The organism is Sphingomonas sp. SORGH_AS_0789 (assembly GCF_031453055.1).
In the GTDB taxonomy this organism is placed as follows: domain Bacteria; phylum Pseudomonadota; class Alphaproteobacteria; order Sphingomonadales; family Sphingomonadaceae; genus Sphingomonas.
Genome location: NZ_JAVIYV010000001.1, coordinates 354938 through 369487, shown reverse-complemented (window position 1 = coordinate 369487; position 14550 = coordinate 354938). Strand labels below are relative to the sequence as shown.

At 67.5% G+C, this 14550-nt stretch carries 17 protein-coding genes; 12 read left to right on the top strand and 5 right to left on the bottom strand.

The genetic code is table 11. The annotated features are described in order from the left end of the window. Positions 1-158: 158 nt before the first annotated feature. The 3 genes from QE360_RS01605 to QE360_RS01595 all read right to left on the bottom strand — a co-directional run bounded on the left by QE360_RS01605 (position 159) and on the right by QE360_RS01595 (position 2332). Positions 159-293, bottom strand: a complete 135-nt coding sequence (locus QE360_RS01605) for an entericidin A/B family lipoprotein (protein WP_007405456.1) — start codon at positions 291-293, stop codon at positions 159-161. 284 nt (positions 294-577) lie between these two features. Further along, a complete protein-coding gene (locus QE360_RS01600) occupies positions 578-2170 on the bottom strand; it encodes a histidine kinase dimerization/phosphoacceptor domain -containing protein (protein ID WP_309698793.1) in 1593 nt (530 codons plus the stop codon). 12 nt (positions 2171-2182) lie between these two features. After that, positions 2183-2332 carry a NepR family anti-sigma factor gene (locus tag QE360_RS01595; protein WP_307103427.1) on the bottom strand — a complete coding sequence of 50 codons (150 nt, stop codon included), beginning with the start codon at positions 2330-2332 and terminating at the stop codon, positions 2183-2185. A 270-nt stretch (positions 2333-2602) separates the two neighbouring features. Here QE360_RS01595 and QE360_RS01590 point away from each other — a divergent pair, with 270 nt between their 5' ends. The 3 genes from QE360_RS01590 (at position 2603) to QE360_RS01580 (ending at position 4362) form a co-directional block, all read left to right on the top strand. Next, positions 2603-3403 carry a response regulator gene (locus tag QE360_RS01590; protein ID WP_183951702.1) on the top strand — a complete coding sequence of 267 codons (801 nt, stop codon included), beginning with the start codon at positions 2603-2605 and terminating at the stop codon, positions 3401-3403. Positions 3404-3467: 64 nt separating this feature from the next. Beyond that, a complete protein-coding gene (locus tag QE360_RS01585; protein WP_309698791.1) occupies positions 3468-3605 on the top strand; it encodes a hypothetical protein in 138 nt (45 codons plus the stop codon). A 118-nt stretch (positions 3606-3723) separates the two neighbouring features. Further along, positions 3724-4362: a sigma-70 family RNA polymerase sigma factor gene (locus QE360_RS01580; protein ID WP_307103431.1), complete on the top strand. Its 639-nt coding sequence runs from the start codon at positions 3724-3726 to the stop codon at positions 4360-4362. Between the two features lie 110 nt (positions 4363-4472). Here the strand turns inward: QE360_RS01580 and QE360_RS01575 are convergent, their stop codons facing one another. Next, positions 4473-4640 carry a hypothetical protein gene (locus QE360_RS01575; protein WP_309698789.1) on the bottom strand — a complete coding sequence of 56 codons (168 nt, stop codon included), beginning with the start codon at positions 4638-4640 and terminating at the stop codon, positions 4473-4475. Between the two features lie 108 nt (positions 4641-4748). Between QE360_RS01575 and QE360_RS01570 the strand changes: the two genes are divergently transcribed. The 8 genes from QE360_RS01570 (at position 4749) to QE360_RS01535 (ending at position 11833) form a co-directional block, all read left to right on the top strand. Then, complete coding sequence (locus QE360_RS01570) at positions 4749-7409, top strand: bifunctional [glutamine synthetase] adenylyltransferase/[glutamine synthetase]-adenylyl-L-tyrosine phosphorylase (RefSeq protein ID WP_309698786.1); 2661 nt, start codon at positions 4749-4751, stop codon at positions 7407-7409. A gap of 4 nt (positions 7410-7413) precedes the next feature. Continuing rightward, on the top strand, positions 7414-7869 hold the full coding sequence (locus tag QE360_RS01565; protein ID WP_309698784.1) for a peroxiredoxin: 456 nt from the start codon (positions 7414-7416) through the stop codon (positions 7867-7869). Positions 7870-7871: 2 nt separating this feature from the next. Next, positions 7872-8696: a ferritin-like domain-containing protein gene (locus QE360_RS01560; protein ID WP_309704023.1), complete on the top strand. Its 825-nt coding sequence runs from the start codon at positions 7872-7874 to the stop codon at positions 8694-8696. 89 nt (positions 8697-8785) lie between these two features. Next, entirely contained in the window at positions 8786-9526 is a 741-nt protein-coding gene (locus QE360_RS01555; protein WP_309693425.1) for a M23 family metallopeptidase, read from the top strand. 170 nt (positions 9527-9696) lie between these two features. Next, complete coding sequence (gene erpA, locus QE360_RS01550) at positions 9697-10035, top strand: iron-sulfur cluster insertion protein ErpA (protein WP_307103440.1); 339 nt, start codon at positions 9697-9699, stop codon at positions 10033-10035. A 1-nt stretch (position 10036) separates the two neighbouring features. Next, on the top strand, positions 10037-10813 hold the full coding sequence (xth, locus tag QE360_RS01545) for an exodeoxyribonuclease III (protein ID WP_309698782.1): 777 nt from the start codon (positions 10037-10039) through the stop codon (positions 10811-10813). Between the two features lie 512 nt (positions 10814-11325). Next, positions 11326-11547 carry a hypothetical protein gene (locus QE360_RS01540; protein ID WP_309698780.1) on the top strand — a complete coding sequence of 74 codons (222 nt, stop codon included), beginning with the start codon at positions 11326-11328 and terminating at the stop codon, positions 11545-11547. 28 nt (positions 11548-11575) lie between these two features. Next, positions 11576-11833 carry a hypothetical protein gene (locus QE360_RS01535; RefSeq protein ID WP_309698778.1) on the top strand — a complete coding sequence of 86 codons (258 nt, stop codon included), beginning with the start codon at positions 11576-11578 and terminating at the stop codon, positions 11831-11833. A gap of 48 nt (positions 11834-11881) precedes the next feature. Here the strand turns inward: QE360_RS01535 and QE360_RS01530 are convergent, their stop codons facing one another. Further along, positions 11882-13033, bottom strand: a complete 1152-nt coding sequence (locus tag QE360_RS01530) for an N-acetyltransferase (RefSeq protein ID WP_309698772.1) — start codon at positions 13031-13033, stop codon at positions 11882-11884. A gap of 135 nt (positions 13034-13168) precedes the next feature. On the opposite strand from QE360_RS01530, the gene QE360_RS01525 reads away from it, so the two are divergent. Continuing rightward, on the top strand, positions 13169-14263 hold the full coding sequence (locus QE360_RS01525; protein WP_309698770.1) for a fatty acid desaturase: 1095 nt from the start codon (positions 13169-13171) through the stop codon (positions 14261-14263). Positions 14264-14550: the final 287 nt, after the last annotated feature.

Below are 14550 nucleotides of genomic sequence, written 5' to 3'. Positions count from 1 at the left end.
GCCTTTGACTTCGCTCAGGCTGAACGGAGCGAGGGAAGGGCTCCAAGGCCCCAAACGCCGTTCAGCCTGAGCGAAGTCGAAGGCCACGGACCGAACCCCAACAAAAAGGCCCCGGCGAAACCGCCAGGGCCTTTCCTGTCTTCAGCCGGGTGAAGGGCTTACTTGGCGTCGTCCGCCGTCTTGGCGACGGTGTTGCCCGCCGAGCTCACGTCGCGACCCACGCCCTCGACGGTGTTGCATGCGCTGACCAGCAACGCACCGGCGACGATTGCCAGACCCATGAGCTTACGCATTCTCAGTCTCCTTTGTGAAATCCTTGCGCGTCCAATGCGTCAACACGGCATTCGTTCCGGCCCTGTCACGGGTGGCGAAGCGGGCGGCGAAGCGGCGGAATCTCGGAATGCGGAAAAGATTAAGGCCTGGAAGCGTCACCGGGGGGGGAGGGTGGACGCTTCCAGGCCTATGGCTTGGATAGCGAGAGCGGGGGGGCATAAGTTCGCTATCCGAAGAGCAGAACCCTCTGCCGGGGCAAGGGTTCCCGGCTTTTTCGCAGTTGCGAATCTTTTTCGCCGATTTTTCAGTCGCGCCCGACGATCGCGATGGAAATCTCATAGGCGCCGGTCAGCGGATCATGGTGCAACGGCGCACGAAGCTGCCGCGCCAGCCCCTCCATGACCCGGCCATAGCGCTTGCCGATCAGGTGCCGCAGCTCGTCGGTCTCGACCAGCGCGCGCGATACGACGCGGACGACCGCGCGGCCTTCCTGCTCGGCGGGCTTGACCGCGACACGGATCTGCGCGGCGGGGTCGCAGTTCATCGCCAGCTCGATCGTCTCGGTGACGAGGAAGGCGACCGCGACCGCCACGTCCTGGTTGACCAGAAGCGGTGCGACGTCGAGCGAGATGCCGATCCCGGCGGCGTTCTCCGGCGCGGTGGCGCGGATGTTCGCCGCCAGCTCGCCGATCATCGTCCGCAGGTTCAGCCCGCGATTTTCCTCCAGCTCGGCGAAGTGATGGCGATGCACCACCGCCAGCGCATCGACGCGCCGCTGGATCGAGGAATAGGCGGCCATAGCCTCCGGCCCCGTCGCACCGCGCGCGTGGAAGTTGATCAGGCTGGAGATGACCTGGAGGTTGTTCTTCACCCGGTGATGGACTTCGCGGGTCAGCTTGGTCTGGCGGACCAGCCCTTCGGCCAGTCCAGCCTCGTGGGTGGCGACCGTCTGGGTGATCGCCTCGAACGTATCGGCCAGGTCGCGAATTTCCTGCGCCGGCGCGGCCTCCACCTGCGAGATGTCGAGCGTCTCGCCCGGCTGATAGGCGGCGACGATCCCGCGCAGCTGGCGCAGGGGGCGGATGAGCAGGCGGTCGACGATGAACCAGCCCAGCACCACGGCGGCCAGCCACATCAGCAGCGGCAGCGCGAGCGCCACGATCAGCGAGGAGGTGATCGGCGCGCTGGGGGCCGAGGTCCGCAGCACCAGGCCGCCAATGCCCAGCTCGGTCCGGATCGACTTCATCCGCGCGAGCGCGCCCCGGCCGGGCAGGATGGCCAGCGGCAGGGATTCGCCGTCCAGCTCGATCACCGATGCAACCGCGCTGGTGTGGTTGCTCTGGTCGATCAGCGTGCGCAGGAAGGGCAGGGGGAAGAAGGCGCGCGCCTGGGTGCGGCCGTCCTGATGCACGACCGACAGGACCAGGCCCTGTCCGGCCAGGATATCGGCGCCGATCGGCGATCCGTCAGCCAGCACCGGCAGCGCGGCGGGCAGCGGGTCGCCGCACAGCGTCTTGCCCGTCCGGTCGGTGATGAGGAAGCGAGCGCCGGTCATCGACTGTTGCGCGAACACGCCCTGAGCGCGGGCGCAGCTGGGCATGTCGAGCGGGTCTTGGCCCAGCGCACGGACCGCGACGCGCAACGCGGTCATGTCGCCGACCAGTTCGGTGGCGATGGCGCGCGCATCCTCGTTCGCGGCGATGCGCAGGCGACCGCTCGCCTCGCTGTCGGCCAGCCGGGTCGTCTGCAACGTAGCGAAGACCGCTATGGCCGCCAGGATCAGCAGCGTGCTGCCCAGCACCAGAACGAGCTTCGCGCCCGTCGTCAGGCGCGGTGCGGGGACCGGGGGGCGTTCGACGGGGTCAGCCGGGGCGGGAATGATGGGGGCGTTGGCCATGCGGCCGGATCGTCAGTCCAGCTTGCTGAGAAGGTCAAGCATCTCGTCAGGAATCTTTTCGTCGACGGTCTTCTGATATGCCTGGCGCAGGGCCGAGCCGGCATCCTTCTCGCCACCGTTTTCGGGCGTCGAGGAAGGCGTCTTCTTGGTCTTGTTGCCCAAACTCAAAATATCCCCCTGCACGACCCACTAGCGGGGCAACCGACGCAATGGCGACCCAATCGCGCCGCCGGTCGGCGTTACGCCAGAGCCATAGTTGATGTGGCGATGAAACCAAATTCGATCTTGTTGGTTCCCGATGCGATACGAAAAAACCGGACGGACGTCCATGCGGCGCGTCGATCGGGGATTTCGGAGAAAACGGCATTGAAAACACGCGCGGTGGCCAGCACATCAGGCTTTCGCGAATACCTCAGGGAGTGATCATTACCCATGTCGCTTGGACAGCAGCTTGCGCCCCATCTTCCCTTCCTGCGGCGCTATGGCCGGGCCCTGACCGGCAGCCAGATGCACGGCGACAAATATGTCCGCGCCACGCTGGAGGCGATCGTCGCGGCCCCCGACCAGTTTCCGCGCGACGTCGATCCGCGCCTGGGCCTCTACCGCATGTTCCAGGGCATCTGGTCGTCGGCCAATTACGACGAACTGGACAATGACGGCGTCGATGCCGACGGCAATGAAGGCGTGGCGCGCGCCCGGCTGGCGCGGATGACCCCGCTGTCGCGTCAGGCGCTGCTGCTGACCGCGATGGAAGGCTTCACGCCCGAGGACGCCGCCTATCTGATCGATGTCGAGCCGAGCGAGGTCGAGAATCTCGTGTCCGAGGCGCTGGCCGAGATCGAGAAGCAGACACGCGCCCGCGTCCTCATCATCGAGGACGAGCCGATCATCGCGATGGATATCGAGACGATCGTCCGCGACCTGGGGCATGAGGTGACCGGCGTCGCCGTCACCCGCGACGAGGCGGTGGCGCTCGCGATGGAAGACCGGCCCGGCCTGGTGCTGGCGGACATCCAGCTGGCCGACGACAGTTCGGGCATCGACGCGGTCAAGGACATCCTGGCCGAGTTCGAGGTGCCGGTGATCTTCATCACCGCCTTCCCCGAGCGTCTGCTGACCGGCGAGCGGCCCGAGCCGACCTTCCTCATCACCAAGCCGTTCCAGCGGTCGACGGTGAAGGCGGCAATCAGCCAGGCGCTGTTCTTCGACCAGAGCACCGTTCCGGCCGAGTAAGGCCCGTCGGGACGAAAGATCATCGGTTACGGACCCAAAACGGTCGACAGGCGTTGAGGTGGACATGGTTGATCCCGAACATCCCATCCATGTCTCCAAGGAAGACGCACGGGCAGGATCGACCCCGCATGTGACGCGGTACATCCTGCCCATATCGCTGGTGCTGGTCATCGCGATCTTTGCCTGGCTGGTGCTCCGCTGATCGCGATACGGCCTTCGGGCGGGTCCATTATGGCTTTGGACCGGCTGGCAATTTTGGGCCCCCAACCCTATATTTCGAAACGGTCGCACATGCGGCCGCTTCCGACGATCGGATTTTCATGACGCAGCCACTGATGCAGGACGATATCGAGGTCGACGCCCCCGTCGAGCACGTCGCCCTGCCCGATTCCGAGTTCAAGACCGAGCTGGCGCGCGTGATTCCCCATCTTCGCGCATTCGGGCGCTCTCTGTCGGGCAGCCGCGATCTGGCCGACGATCTGGTGCAGGAAACGCTACTCAAGGCCTGGGCGGCGCGCAAGCGGTTCCAGGCGGGCACCAATATGCGGGCCTGGACCTTCATCATCCTGCGCAACCTCTATCTCTCGCAGATGCGCCGCGCGCGCTTCAAGGGCGAGTGGGACGATTTGGTCGCCGACCGCATCCTCGCGGCCCCCGCCAGCCAGGACCGCCATGTCGAGCTGGGCGACATGCAGCGTGCGCTGATGCACCTGCCGCAGCCGCAACGCGAGGCGCTGATCCTCGTCGGCGCGGGTGGCTTTGCCTATGAGGAAGCCGCGGAAATCTGCAACGTCGCGGTCGGCACGATCAAGAGCCGGGTGGCACGGGGCCGCGTCGCGCTGGAAGCGATCCTGAGCGAAGGCGCATTGCCCTCGCGTCGTCTGCACGAAACCGACAGCAGCAAGACCGCGCTCGACAGCATCATGGGCGACGTCGACCAGCTGAGCGGCGGTCGCTAAGCCGACCCGACGAATTTTTCCCGGCCGCTCTGCCCGATGGGGTGGGGCGGCCGTTTTCGTGACATGGGGCCGGGCCGATATGGCATATCGGCCCGAGCATCGCGGCCGGATCAGTGGCGCTGCGCGGGTTCGTCCAGTCGCGCGAGCAGGCGGACCCAATGGTCGGGCAGGCGCAACGGATCGGAAAAGGCGGCGCGCAGCGCGCTGCCGATATCGTCCACCCGCCGGGGGGCGGGGACGATATGGATAGGTCCGGTCCATGCTTCTGTGCTCGTCATGCCATCATAACGGATGAGGGCTTGACAGGTTGCAAAAATTGTGAAGCCGCTTCGTTAACCTCGGGGAAAGCCTTTTGCGGTGCGCGCGCAAGAGGGTAGAAGCGGGGCATGAATGTCCCCGCCTGTCCGCAACTGCCCGATGCCCTCGACCGGGCGCGGCGTCATTCCCCCTTTCTGGCGATGTTGCTCGACCGCGAGCCGGAGATCGCGGCGATGGCAAGCGAAGGGCGGCTGGCCGATCTGCCGATGCTCGACCCCACGCTGCCGGTCGGCACCGCGCTGCGGCGGCGGCGGCGGGCGCTGGCGCTGACCGTCGCGCTGGGCGATCTGGCGGGGGTCTATGACCTGACCGAAGTGACCCGCCGGCTGACCGACTTTGCCGACGAGGCGCTGTCTCATGCGATCCGCGCCGCGATCCTGGAGCGGACGCCGGATGCCGAGCCGATCGGCTTCGCCGCCATCGCGCTGGGGAAACAGGGCAGCCGCGAACTCAACTATTCCTCCGATATCGACCCCATCCTGATCTTCGACCCCGAGACATTGCCTCGCCGCCCGCGCGAGGAACCCGAAGAGGCGGCGGTGCGGATCGGCAAGCGGGTGGTCGAACTGCTCCAGGCGCGCGACGGCGATGGCTATGTGCTGCGCGTCGATCTGCGGCTGCGCCCCTCGCCCGAGGCGACGCCGATCGCGATTCCCGTCGAGGGGGCGATTGCCTATTATGAAAGCCAGGCGCTGACCTGGGAGCGCGCGGCGTTCATCCGTGCCCGCGCGGCGGCGGGGGACATGGCGCTGGGGCAGCGTTTCCTCGACGCGATCCGGCCCTTCGTCTGGCGTCGCGCGCTGGATTTCGGGGCGGTGGGCGAAATCCGCGACCTGACTCGGCGGATTCGCGATCACCATGCGCAGGGACAGGCGCTGGGCCCCGGCTATGACCTGAAGCGCGGGCGCGGCGGGATTCGCGAGATCGAATTCTTCGCGCAGATCCACCAGCTGATCCATGGCGGCCGCGACCCGTCGCTGCGCGCGCCCGCCACCCGCGACGCGCTGGCGCGGCTGGCCGAGGCGGGGCGGATCGATCCGGGCGAGGCCGCGGCGCTGTCCGACGCCTATGTCCTGCTGCGCACCATCGAGCACCGGGTGCAGATGATCGACGATCGCCAGACGCACCAGCTGCCCAAAAGCGAGGCGCTCGACCGGGTGGCGCATCTGCACGGGCTGGCGGACGGCGCGGCGCTGGTTGCGACGCTGGCCCCGGTCACCGCGCGGGTGGGGCAATGCTATGATGCGCTGGACGCCGATGAGCGGCCGCGGCTGCCGCACGACCCGGTGCTGCTGAGCGAACGGCTGGTCGCGGCGGGCCTGCGCGATATCGAGGCGGCGGCGCGGCGGATCGCGGCCTGGCGTGGCGGCGACTATCCCGCGCTGCGCAGCCCGGCGGCGCGCGAGGCGCTCGACGCGGTGCTGCCCACCCTGGTCGAGGCGCTGGGCGAGGCGCCCGATCCGGATGCCGCGCTGCTCAAGCTCGATTCGCTGTTCGAGCGGATGACGAGCGCGATCAACATCTTCCGCCTGCTGGAGGCGCGGCCGGGGCTCGCCAGCCTGACCGTCGCGATCCTCAGCCATGCCGCGCCGCTGGCGACCGAACTGGCGCGGCGACCGGCCTTGCTCGACGGGCTGATCGACGCTTCGGCCTTCGAGCCGCTGCCCGCGATCGCGGTCCTCGAACGCGCGATGCGCGGCGGCGAGGCGGGGCAGGATTATCAGGACCGGCTGGACCATGTCCGCCGCGTCGTCGGCGAGCTGCGGTTCGCGCTGGGGGCGCAGATCGTGGCGGGGCGCGCCGATCCGCTGGAGGTGGCGGGCGGCTATGCCCGCGTCGCGGAGGCGGCAGTGGGGGTGCTGGCGCAGGCGACGGTCGACGCATTCGTCGCGGCGCATGGCCGGGTGCCGGATAGCGAGCTGGTGATATTGGCGCTGGGCCGGATGGGCGGGGCGGCGCTGACCCATGCCTCGGACCTCGACCTCGTCTATCTGTTCACCGGCGATTTCGCGGCCGAGTCCGATGGTCCCAAGCCGCTGGGTGCGACGCTCTATTACAACCGGCTGGCGCAGCGGGTCACGGCGGCCCTGTCGGTGCCGACCCAGGCGGGGCCGCTCTATCCGGTCGACACCCGGCTGCGCCCCTCGGGCACGCAGGGGCCGCTGGTCGTCTCGGTCGACAGTTTCGCGCGTTACCAGAGCGAGGATGCCTGGACGTGGGAGCATATGGCGCTGACCCGCGCGCGGCCAATCTTCGGATCGGCGGCGGCGCGCGCGCATGTCGCGGCGATCGTCGCCGATGTGCTGGGCGGCCGCCGCCCGCCACGCGATGTCCAGGCCGAGGCGGGCGAGATGCGCCGCGAGATGGCGCGGCACAAGCCGCCGCAGGGGCCCTTCGACGTGAAGCTGCTGCCCGGCGGCCTGGTCGATCTGGAGTTCGCGGTGCACCGTACCCAGCTGGCCGAGCGGACCGGCTTCGCCCCCGATCTTGCGCAGGCGATCGCGGCGCTGGTCGGGCAGGGGCTGATGCCGCCCGCCATGGCGCAGGCGCATGACGTGCTGACCCGCGCGCTGGTCGCCTTCCGCCTGCTGGTCCCCGATGGGCAGGAGCCGCCGATCGCGACCCGCCCGCTGATCGCGCGCGCCATGGGGCTGGCCGATTGGGCGGCGGTGGTTGCCACGCTGGAGGCGACGCGGCAGGAGGTGCTCCACGTCTGGCAAGGAGAATGAGGCGATGGACAAGGGCGATCCGATTCCAACGGTCACGGTGACCACGGCCGAGGGACAGCCGCTGGCGCTGGGCGAGGTGGCGGGGCCGCTGGTCGTCTATTTCTATCCCAAGGACGATACGAGCGGCTGCACCCGCGAGGCGCAGGACTTCACCGCGCTGGCCGAGGCGTTCCAGGCGGCGGGCGTGCGGGTGATCGGCATCTCCAAGGACAGCCCCGCCAGGCATCAGAAATTCGCGGCGAAATACGAGCTGACCGTCGACCTCGCCAGCGACGAGGACGGCACCGCGTGCGAGGCGTTCGGCGTGTGGGGCGAGAAGAAGCTGTACGGCAAGACCTATATGGGGATCGAGCGCGCGACCTTCCTGTTCGACCGCGAGGGGCGGCTGGCGACCAGTTGGCGCAAGGTGAAGGTGCCGGGACATGCCGAGGCCGTGCTGGAGGCGGCGCGCGCGCTTTGACCATGACCAGCCTGGCCGAGGCGTGCGCGGCGGTGCTGCGCGAGAGCGACCCGCTGACCAAGGTGCGGCTGGCCCGCGCGGCGGCGCGTGCCTGGCGGCGTGGCGATCTGGCGCATCGGTTCGACGCGGCGATGCCCGACGCGCCGGGGCGGCCCGCGCGTCCCGAATTGCTGCCGCCCAACCGCATGCCCAAGCGCGGGCGCGGCGGATCGGAAAAGGGGCGGATCGCGCTGCTCCATGCGCTGGCGCATATCGAGTTCGCGGCGATCGACCTGGCCTTCGACGCGGCGGGCCGGTTCGGCGCGCAGTTTCCGCGCAGCTTCGCCGACGACTGGATGTCGGTCGGCGCGGACGAGGCGATGCACTTCGCGGTGCTGTATCGGCGGCTGCGGGTTCTGGGGTCGGGTTATGGCGACCTGCCCGCGCATGCCGGATTGTGGGAGGCGGCCGAGGAGACCGCGCATGACGCGATGGCGCGGCTGGCGGTGGTGCCGCTGGTGCTGGAGGCGCGCGGGCTGGACGTCACGCCCGAGACGGTCGCGCGGGTCCGCGCCGGGGGCGACGAGGTGTCCGCGCGCATCCTCCAGCGCATCTATACCGACGAGATCCGCCATGTCGGATTCGGCGCCAAATGGTTCGGCTATCTCGCCGCGAACCATGACATCGCACCCGCCGAGCATTGGCGGATGCTGGTCCGCCGCCACTTTCGCGGGGTCGTTAAGCCACCGTTCAACGACTCGGCGCGCGCCGCTGCCGGTCTGACGCGCGACTTCTATGCGCCCCTTGCGGACGAGGAACCTTCGACGGCACAAGCTGACCGTCTGTAACGCGGTGGGGCTGCGAAACAGCATTGGATGGACGAAAGCCGGGCGATCCCGACAATGGGTGCGCTCGGCCGGAAAATTGCCGGGGTTCGATGAAGCAGCGTCATACGTGGGGTAAATCGATTGCGGCACTCGTCGGGATCCTGACTGTCACCCTTTCCGGCCAGGGCGCCATCGCTGCCACCGGCCGTGCCGCCGCCACCCATAGCCCCGCCGGCCATGCCGCTCCCGCCAAGGCGGTCGGCGGCGAGTATATCCCCGCCAACAGCGCCGAAGCCTCCGCCGACCTGCGCACCGACCAGCAGTTCCGCACCCTGTTCCAGACCTGGAAGAAGATGGACTCGGTCCAGAAGGGCGTGATCGCCATTCCGTCGGTCCAGCCGGTCGAACAGCTCAAGTTCACCAGCAATTTCGGCATCCGTTCCGACCCGTTCCGTGGCACCGCCGCGATGCATGCCGGGGTCGACATTCCCGGCCCGGTCGGCACCCCCATCTATGCCACCGCCGACGGCATCGTCGATCATGCCGGTTGGCAGGGCGGCTATGGCAATCTGGTCGAGATCAACCATGGCAAGGGTATCGCCACCCGCTATGGCCATTTGTCCAAGATCCTGGTCGCCGACGGCGCGCGGGTGACCCGCGGCCAGCTGATCGCGCTGATGGGTTCGACCGGCCGCTCGACCGGCCCGCACCTCCATTATGAAGTCCGCATGGACGGCCATGCGGTCAACCCGGTGCCCTTCCTGACCACCGGCGACTATCTGATGGCGTCGCAGGATCATGCGATCCACCAGATCCCGGTTTCGACCGACGGTCCGGCCGCGCAGGACTGATCGATATTCCTTCCCGGCAAGGGGAGGGGGACCATGCGCAGCATGGTGGAGGGGTGTCTCGCTGGCCGGAACACCCCTTCGTCAGTCCTCCGGACGGCCACCTCCCCTTGCTGGGGAGGAATAGTGCGATCGGGATTGTTCACCCGGCCCCCTGCGCCTATCTGATCCCCATGGCCACCCAGATTTCCGACATCGCGCTGACTCCGTCCGCCGCCGCCCGCGTCGCGGCGATCGCCGAGCGGCAGAACAAGCCCGCCATCCTGCGCCTCTCGGTCGAAGGGGGTGGCTGTTCGGGCTTCCAGTATAAGTTCGGGCTGGCCGACAGCCCGGCCGAGGACGACACGGTCGCCGAGACGAACGGCGTCCGGCTGGTCGTTGACAGCATCAGCCTGGACCTCGTGCGCGGGGCGGAGGTCGACTATGTCGAATCGCTGGGCGGCGCGGCGTTTCGCGTGACCAATCCCAACGCGGCCTCGGGCTGCGGCTGCGGCACTAGCTTCGCGGTCTGACGTGAAGATCACCACCTACAATATCAACGGGATCAAGGCCCGTTTGCCCCGCCTGCTCGAATATCTGGCCGAGGCGGATGCCGATATCGTCTGTCTCCAGGAGTTGAAGACCAGCGACGAGACCTTTCCCGCCGCCGAGATCGAGGCGGCGGGGTACGGCGCGGTGTGGCACGGGCAGAAGAGCTGGAACGGCGTCGCGGTGCTGGCACGCGGCAGCCAGCCCGTCGAGCGGCAGCGCGGGCTGGCGGGCGAGCCCGAGGACGAGCATAGCCGCTATCTGGAATGCCAGGTCGGCGATCTGGTCGTCGCCTCGCTCTATCTGCCCAACGGCAATCCGCAGCCGGGGCCGAAATTCGACTACAAGCTGCGCTGGATGGAGCGGCTCGCCGCACGCGCACGGGCCTTGCTGGCCGAGGAAGTGCCTGCGGTGCTGGCGGGGGATTACAACGTCATCCCGAATGACGACGACACCTTCTCGGTGCCCGCCATGGCCAGCGATGCGCTGATGCAGCCGGAGAGCCGCGCGGCCTATCGCCGGTTGCTGGCGCAGGGCTGGACCGACTCGCTGCGCACCCGCGCGCCCAAGGGCGGGGTGTGGACCTTCTGGGACTATCAGGCCGGGTCTTGGCAGCGCGATGCGGGTTTCCGCATCGACCATCTGCTGCTCAGCCCGCAGGCGGCGGATCGGCTGGTCGATGCCGGGGTCGACAAAAGCTATCGCGGCCGGGAAAAGGCCAGCGACCACGCCCCGACCTGGGTGCGGCTGCGCGGCGACTGACGCCGGTCTGGGCCATCCCGGTTTAGGCTGTGGCCCCCTACGCGCCGTACCCGTTTCCAAGGTGCCGGCATTCGCTCGGGCCGTTGAGGCTAGAGCCGATCGCCATCCAGCGCTGCCTTTCCTTCCCTCGCCCCTCGCAGAGGGGAGAGGGTTGCGCAGACTTGGCCTTTGCGAAAGCAAAGGCTTAGTCGGAGCTGGGTGAGGGGTGGGCGCTCGCCAAGCGAGCGCGCGAGCCTTTGGCTCGCTCAACCCCTCACCCAAGCTGCGCTAGCCAGCAGGCTGGCAAGCTTCGCTAACCCTCTCCCCTGTCCAGGGGAGAGGGAAGATGAGACGATAGTTCGGGCGCGTCGGTGAAGTTCGCTAACTCTATTGGTATAAGTCCCCGGCATTTGGCGGTTTATGCCATATGCGAAAATGAAAAATCCCAGTTTTTCAACGTTTCCACTGTATGGCACGCATAATGCAGTAACTCACCTGTCGGAGCCGATCCGACGCCAAAGGGAGTTACCACCATGTTCGCTTCGCTGCTGATCGCCTCCGCCCTCTCCGCCGCCCCTGCACCGGCCGCGACGCCGTCGCCTTCCTCGGCCCGGACGGCGGTGTCGGACACCACCCGCTATTGCATCATCGTGAACATCACCGGCTCGCGCATTCCTCGCAAGATCTGCCGCACTGCGGCCGACTGGATCGCGGTCGAGGGCGAGGTCCCCGGCGTCCCGGTCAAGACCCGCTGATCGCCGCCCCGAGGAACGGAGAGAAACGATGCTGTTCGCCCTGATCGCCGCTGCCGCCGCCAGCCTGACCGCCGCTCCCTCGCACGAGGGCGAGGTCAAGTCCGTGTCCGTCGCGGCGGCCGTCCCGCCCGCCCAGACGCCCGGCCTAGCCCCGGCCAAGACGGTTCGCTACTGCTTCCGCAACGTGCAGGAAGACCATATCGTCGTCGGCAAGCTCTGCCGCACCCGTGCCCAGTGGATGTGGCACGGCGTCGACCCGCTCGACTATATCGGCCGACGCAAGTGACCGTGAAGGGCAGGGGCCGCCGCGACCGGGCGGCCCCGCCCGTCGCGATCAGCCCAGATCGCGGGCATAGACATTGTAGGTCTTGTTCACCCGGCTGTTGATCGTCTCGGCGATCGAGCGCATCCCCTGATTGTCGTCGAGTATCCAGCCGATCTCGCCCCGCGAGGCGCCATATTTCGTCACCGAGGCGCGGCGGATATATTCGATCATCATGAAGGCCAGCTGGCTCGCCATGCGCGACGACTGAAGCTCCTTGACCACCCCCATCAACGGCACGCGCATCGTCCGCACTTTGGGCGCGCGCAGCCACAGCAGCAGCTTTGCCCAGCCGAAGGGCAGCAGGCTGCCCTTGAGCGGCTTGATCGCCTCATTCAGGTCGGGAAGGGTGATCATGAAGGCCACCGGCTTGCCGTCCAGTTCGGCGATGCGGATCAGGTCGTTGAACACGATCGGCTTCAGCTTGACGCCGACATCCTTGATCTCGGGCGGGGTCAGCGGGATGAAGCCCCAATTGTCCGACCATGCATCGTTCAGGATGCTCAGGATGATCGCGGCCTCTTCCTCGAACTTGGCCTTGTTCACCTCGCGGACGCGGATGCGCTCGTTCTTCTCGCCCGACTTGATGATCCGCTGGACGATCGGCGGAAATTCCTGCGTGATGTCCAGCTCATAGGTGAAGAGCTGCTTGATCGTCGTGTAACCCGCCGCCTCGATCCAGCCCTGATATTCGGGGCGCGCATGGCCCATCATGATCGTCGGGTCCTGGTCGAAACCCTGGACCAGCAGACCCGGCTCTTCCCAGACCGACTGCGACACGGGGCCGATCGCGCGGGTCATGCCCTGTTCGCGCAGCCAGCCCTCGGCCGTGGCCAGCAGCGCGGTGAACACCTCCTGCCGCTCGGCATCCATCAGGCCCCAGAAGCCGGTGCCCGGCCCGAACCCCTTGGACGGGTCCATCTCGAGCGCCAGCGTGTCGAGATGCGCGGAGATGCGTCCGACCACGCGGCCATTCTCTTCCGCCAGGAAAAGCTGTGCCTTGGCATGGCTGTACCACCCATTCTTCTCCGGGGTGATGAGGCCCAGCGCCTCGCCCTTCAGCGGCGGCACCCAGTGCGGATCGTTCGCGTACAGGCCGAAGGGAAAGTCCACGAAGGTCTTGCGGTCGCGCTTGGTGGCGACGGGGCGGATCGAAAGGGCCATGTCTGATCGGGTCCAGCGGAAACGGGAAAACCATGTCCTAACCGTCTGGTTCGATCATGGCGAGTGAGGATTCCGTCATTGCCGGACGTGGGAATGCCACCGTGTCGCCACTATGTGGGGGCAAAGGATAGAGCTATGGAATCGACGCTTTCTTTCGAACGGGCTGCCCCCGCCGCTGCGGCGACGCCCGCCGCGCGTGTCCCGATCGCGGACGACAAGGCGATGCTGCGTGCCGCCGCCGAACTGACCCGCGACCTGATCGCGCCGCGTCCCCGGCTCTATTGGGCCGACATGGTGGGCAGCGCGCTGGTCGGCTATGCCGCACTGGCGGTGGCGGTCACCGCCTCGTCGACCGGGGTGATCGTCGCGGCGTCGGTCGTGTCGGTGCTGGCGCTGTACCGCGCGCTGCTGTTCATCCACGAAGTCAGCCATATGAAGCACTCGGCGCTGCCGCGTTTTCGCGAGGGCTGGAACGCGCTGGTCGGCGTGCCGCTGCTGACGCCCGCCTTCATGTATGAAGGCGTGCACAATCTGCACCATGCCAAGACCCGCTATGGCACGGCCGACGATCCCGAATATCTGCCGCTGGCGCTGATGAAGCCGTGGACGCTGCCGATGTTCGTCCTGGTGTCCGCGCTGGCGCCGCTGGGGTTGCTGATCCGTTTCGCGATCCTGTCGCCCTTGTCCTGGGTTGTGCCGGGGCTGCGCAAGATCGTGGTCGAGCGCTATTCGGCGCTGGCGATCAATCCGCAGTTCCGCCGTCGCATGCCCGAGGGCGAGGCGCTGGTCCGCTTCAACCGGACCGATGCGGCAGGCTCGATCTGGGCGATCGCGCTGGTCGCGCTGGTCGCGACGGGGGTGATCCCGGTGCGGGGCTTTGCGATCGGGTTCGCGATCGGCTCGGCGGTGGCGGTGCTGAACCAGGTCCGGACGCTCGTCGCCCATCTCTGGGAGAATGAAGGCGAGCCGATGACGGTGACCGCGCAATATCTGGATTCGGTTAATGTGCCGCCGCCCGCCTTGCTGCCCGGCCTGTGGGCGCCGGTGGGACTGCGCTATCACGCGCTGCACCACCTGCTGCCGTCGCTGCCCTATCATGCGCTGGGCGAGGCGCATCGCCGGATCAGCGCGGCGCTGGAGCCGAACTCACCCTATCACAAGGCCAGCTACAAGGGCCTGCCGGGGCTGGTCGCGAAGATCGGACTGAGCACCTTCCACCGGGGGAAGTGAGCGAAAGACGCTGGGCGAGGGACGGGGGCGTGCGCTTCGACCTGGCTCGGCGCGAACGGCCTTCCCGATAATCCCATCATCCGTTCAGCCTGAGCGCAGTCGAAGGCCAAGGGAAATCCCTGTCCAGTTGCTATCCCTAACCCGCGCTTCTGACGAAGCTGGGTTGGATCAACATTCAGTATTGCTTCTTCTTCCCTCTCACCTGGACAGGGGGAGAGGGTTAGCGAAGCTTGCTGGCTAGCGCAGCTTGGGTAAGGGTTGAGCGAGCCTCAAGGCTCGCGCGCTCG

What these genes read in the sequence shown, in the direction of transcription:
- QE360_RS01555 (WP_309693425.1), top strand. Translation starts at nt 8,786, where the DNA reads ATGAAGCAGCGTCATACGTGGGGTAAATCGATTGCGGCACTCGTCGGG.
- QE360_RS01535 (WP_309698778.1), top strand. Translation starts at nt 11,576, where the DNA reads ATGCTGTTCGCCCTGATCGCCGCTGCCGCCGCCAGCCTGACCGCCGCT.
- erpA (WP_307103440.1), top strand. Translation starts at nt 9,697, where the DNA reads ATGGCCACCCAGATTTCCGACATCGCGCTGACTCCGTCCGCCGCCGCC.
- QE360_RS01600 (WP_309698793.1), bottom strand. Translation starts at nt 2,170, where the DNA reads ATGGCCAACGCCCCCATCATTCCCGCCCCGGCTGACCCCGTCGAACGC.
- QE360_RS01605 (WP_007405456.1), bottom strand. Translation starts at nt 293, where the DNA reads ATGCGTAAGCTCATGGGTCTGGCAATCGTCGCCGGTGCGTTGCTGGTC.
- QE360_RS01560 (WP_309704023.1), top strand. Translation starts at nt 7,872, where the DNA reads ATGACCAGCCTGGCCGAGGCGTGCGCGGCGGTGCTGCGCGAGAGCGAC.
- QE360_RS01585 (WP_309698791.1), top strand. Translation starts at nt 3,468, where the DNA reads ATGGTTGATCCCGAACATCCCATCCATGTCTCCAAGGAAGACGCACGG.
- QE360_RS01570 (WP_309698786.1), top strand. Translation starts at nt 4,749, where the DNA reads ATGAATGTCCCCGCCTGTCCGCAACTGCCCGATGCCCTCGACCGGGCG.
- QE360_RS01575 (WP_309698789.1), bottom strand. Translation starts at nt 4,640, where the DNA reads ATGACGAGCACAGAAGCATGGACCGGACCTATCCATATCGTCCCCGCC.
- QE360_RS01540 (WP_309698780.1), top strand. Translation starts at nt 11,326, where the DNA reads ATGTTCGCTTCGCTGCTGATCGCCTCCGCCCTCTCCGCCGCCCCTGCA.
- QE360_RS01580 (WP_307103431.1), top strand. Translation starts at nt 3,724, where the DNA reads ATGACGCAGCCACTGATGCAGGACGATATCGAGGTCGACGCCCCCGTC.
- QE360_RS01590 (WP_183951702.1), top strand. Translation starts at nt 2,603, where the DNA reads ATGTCGCTTGGACAGCAGCTTGCGCCCCATCTTCCCTTCCTGCGGCGC.
- QE360_RS01565 (WP_309698784.1), top strand. Translation starts at nt 7,414, where the DNA reads ATGGACAAGGGCGATCCGATTCCAACGGTCACGGTGACCACGGCCGAG.
- QE360_RS01530 (WP_309698772.1), bottom strand. Translation starts at nt 13,033, where the DNA reads ATGGCCCTTTCGATCCGCCCCGTCGCCACCAAGCGCGACCGCAAGACC.
- QE360_RS01525 (WP_309698770.1), top strand. Translation starts at nt 13,169, where the DNA reads ATGGAATCGACGCTTTCTTTCGAACGGGCTGCCCCCGCCGCTGCGGCG.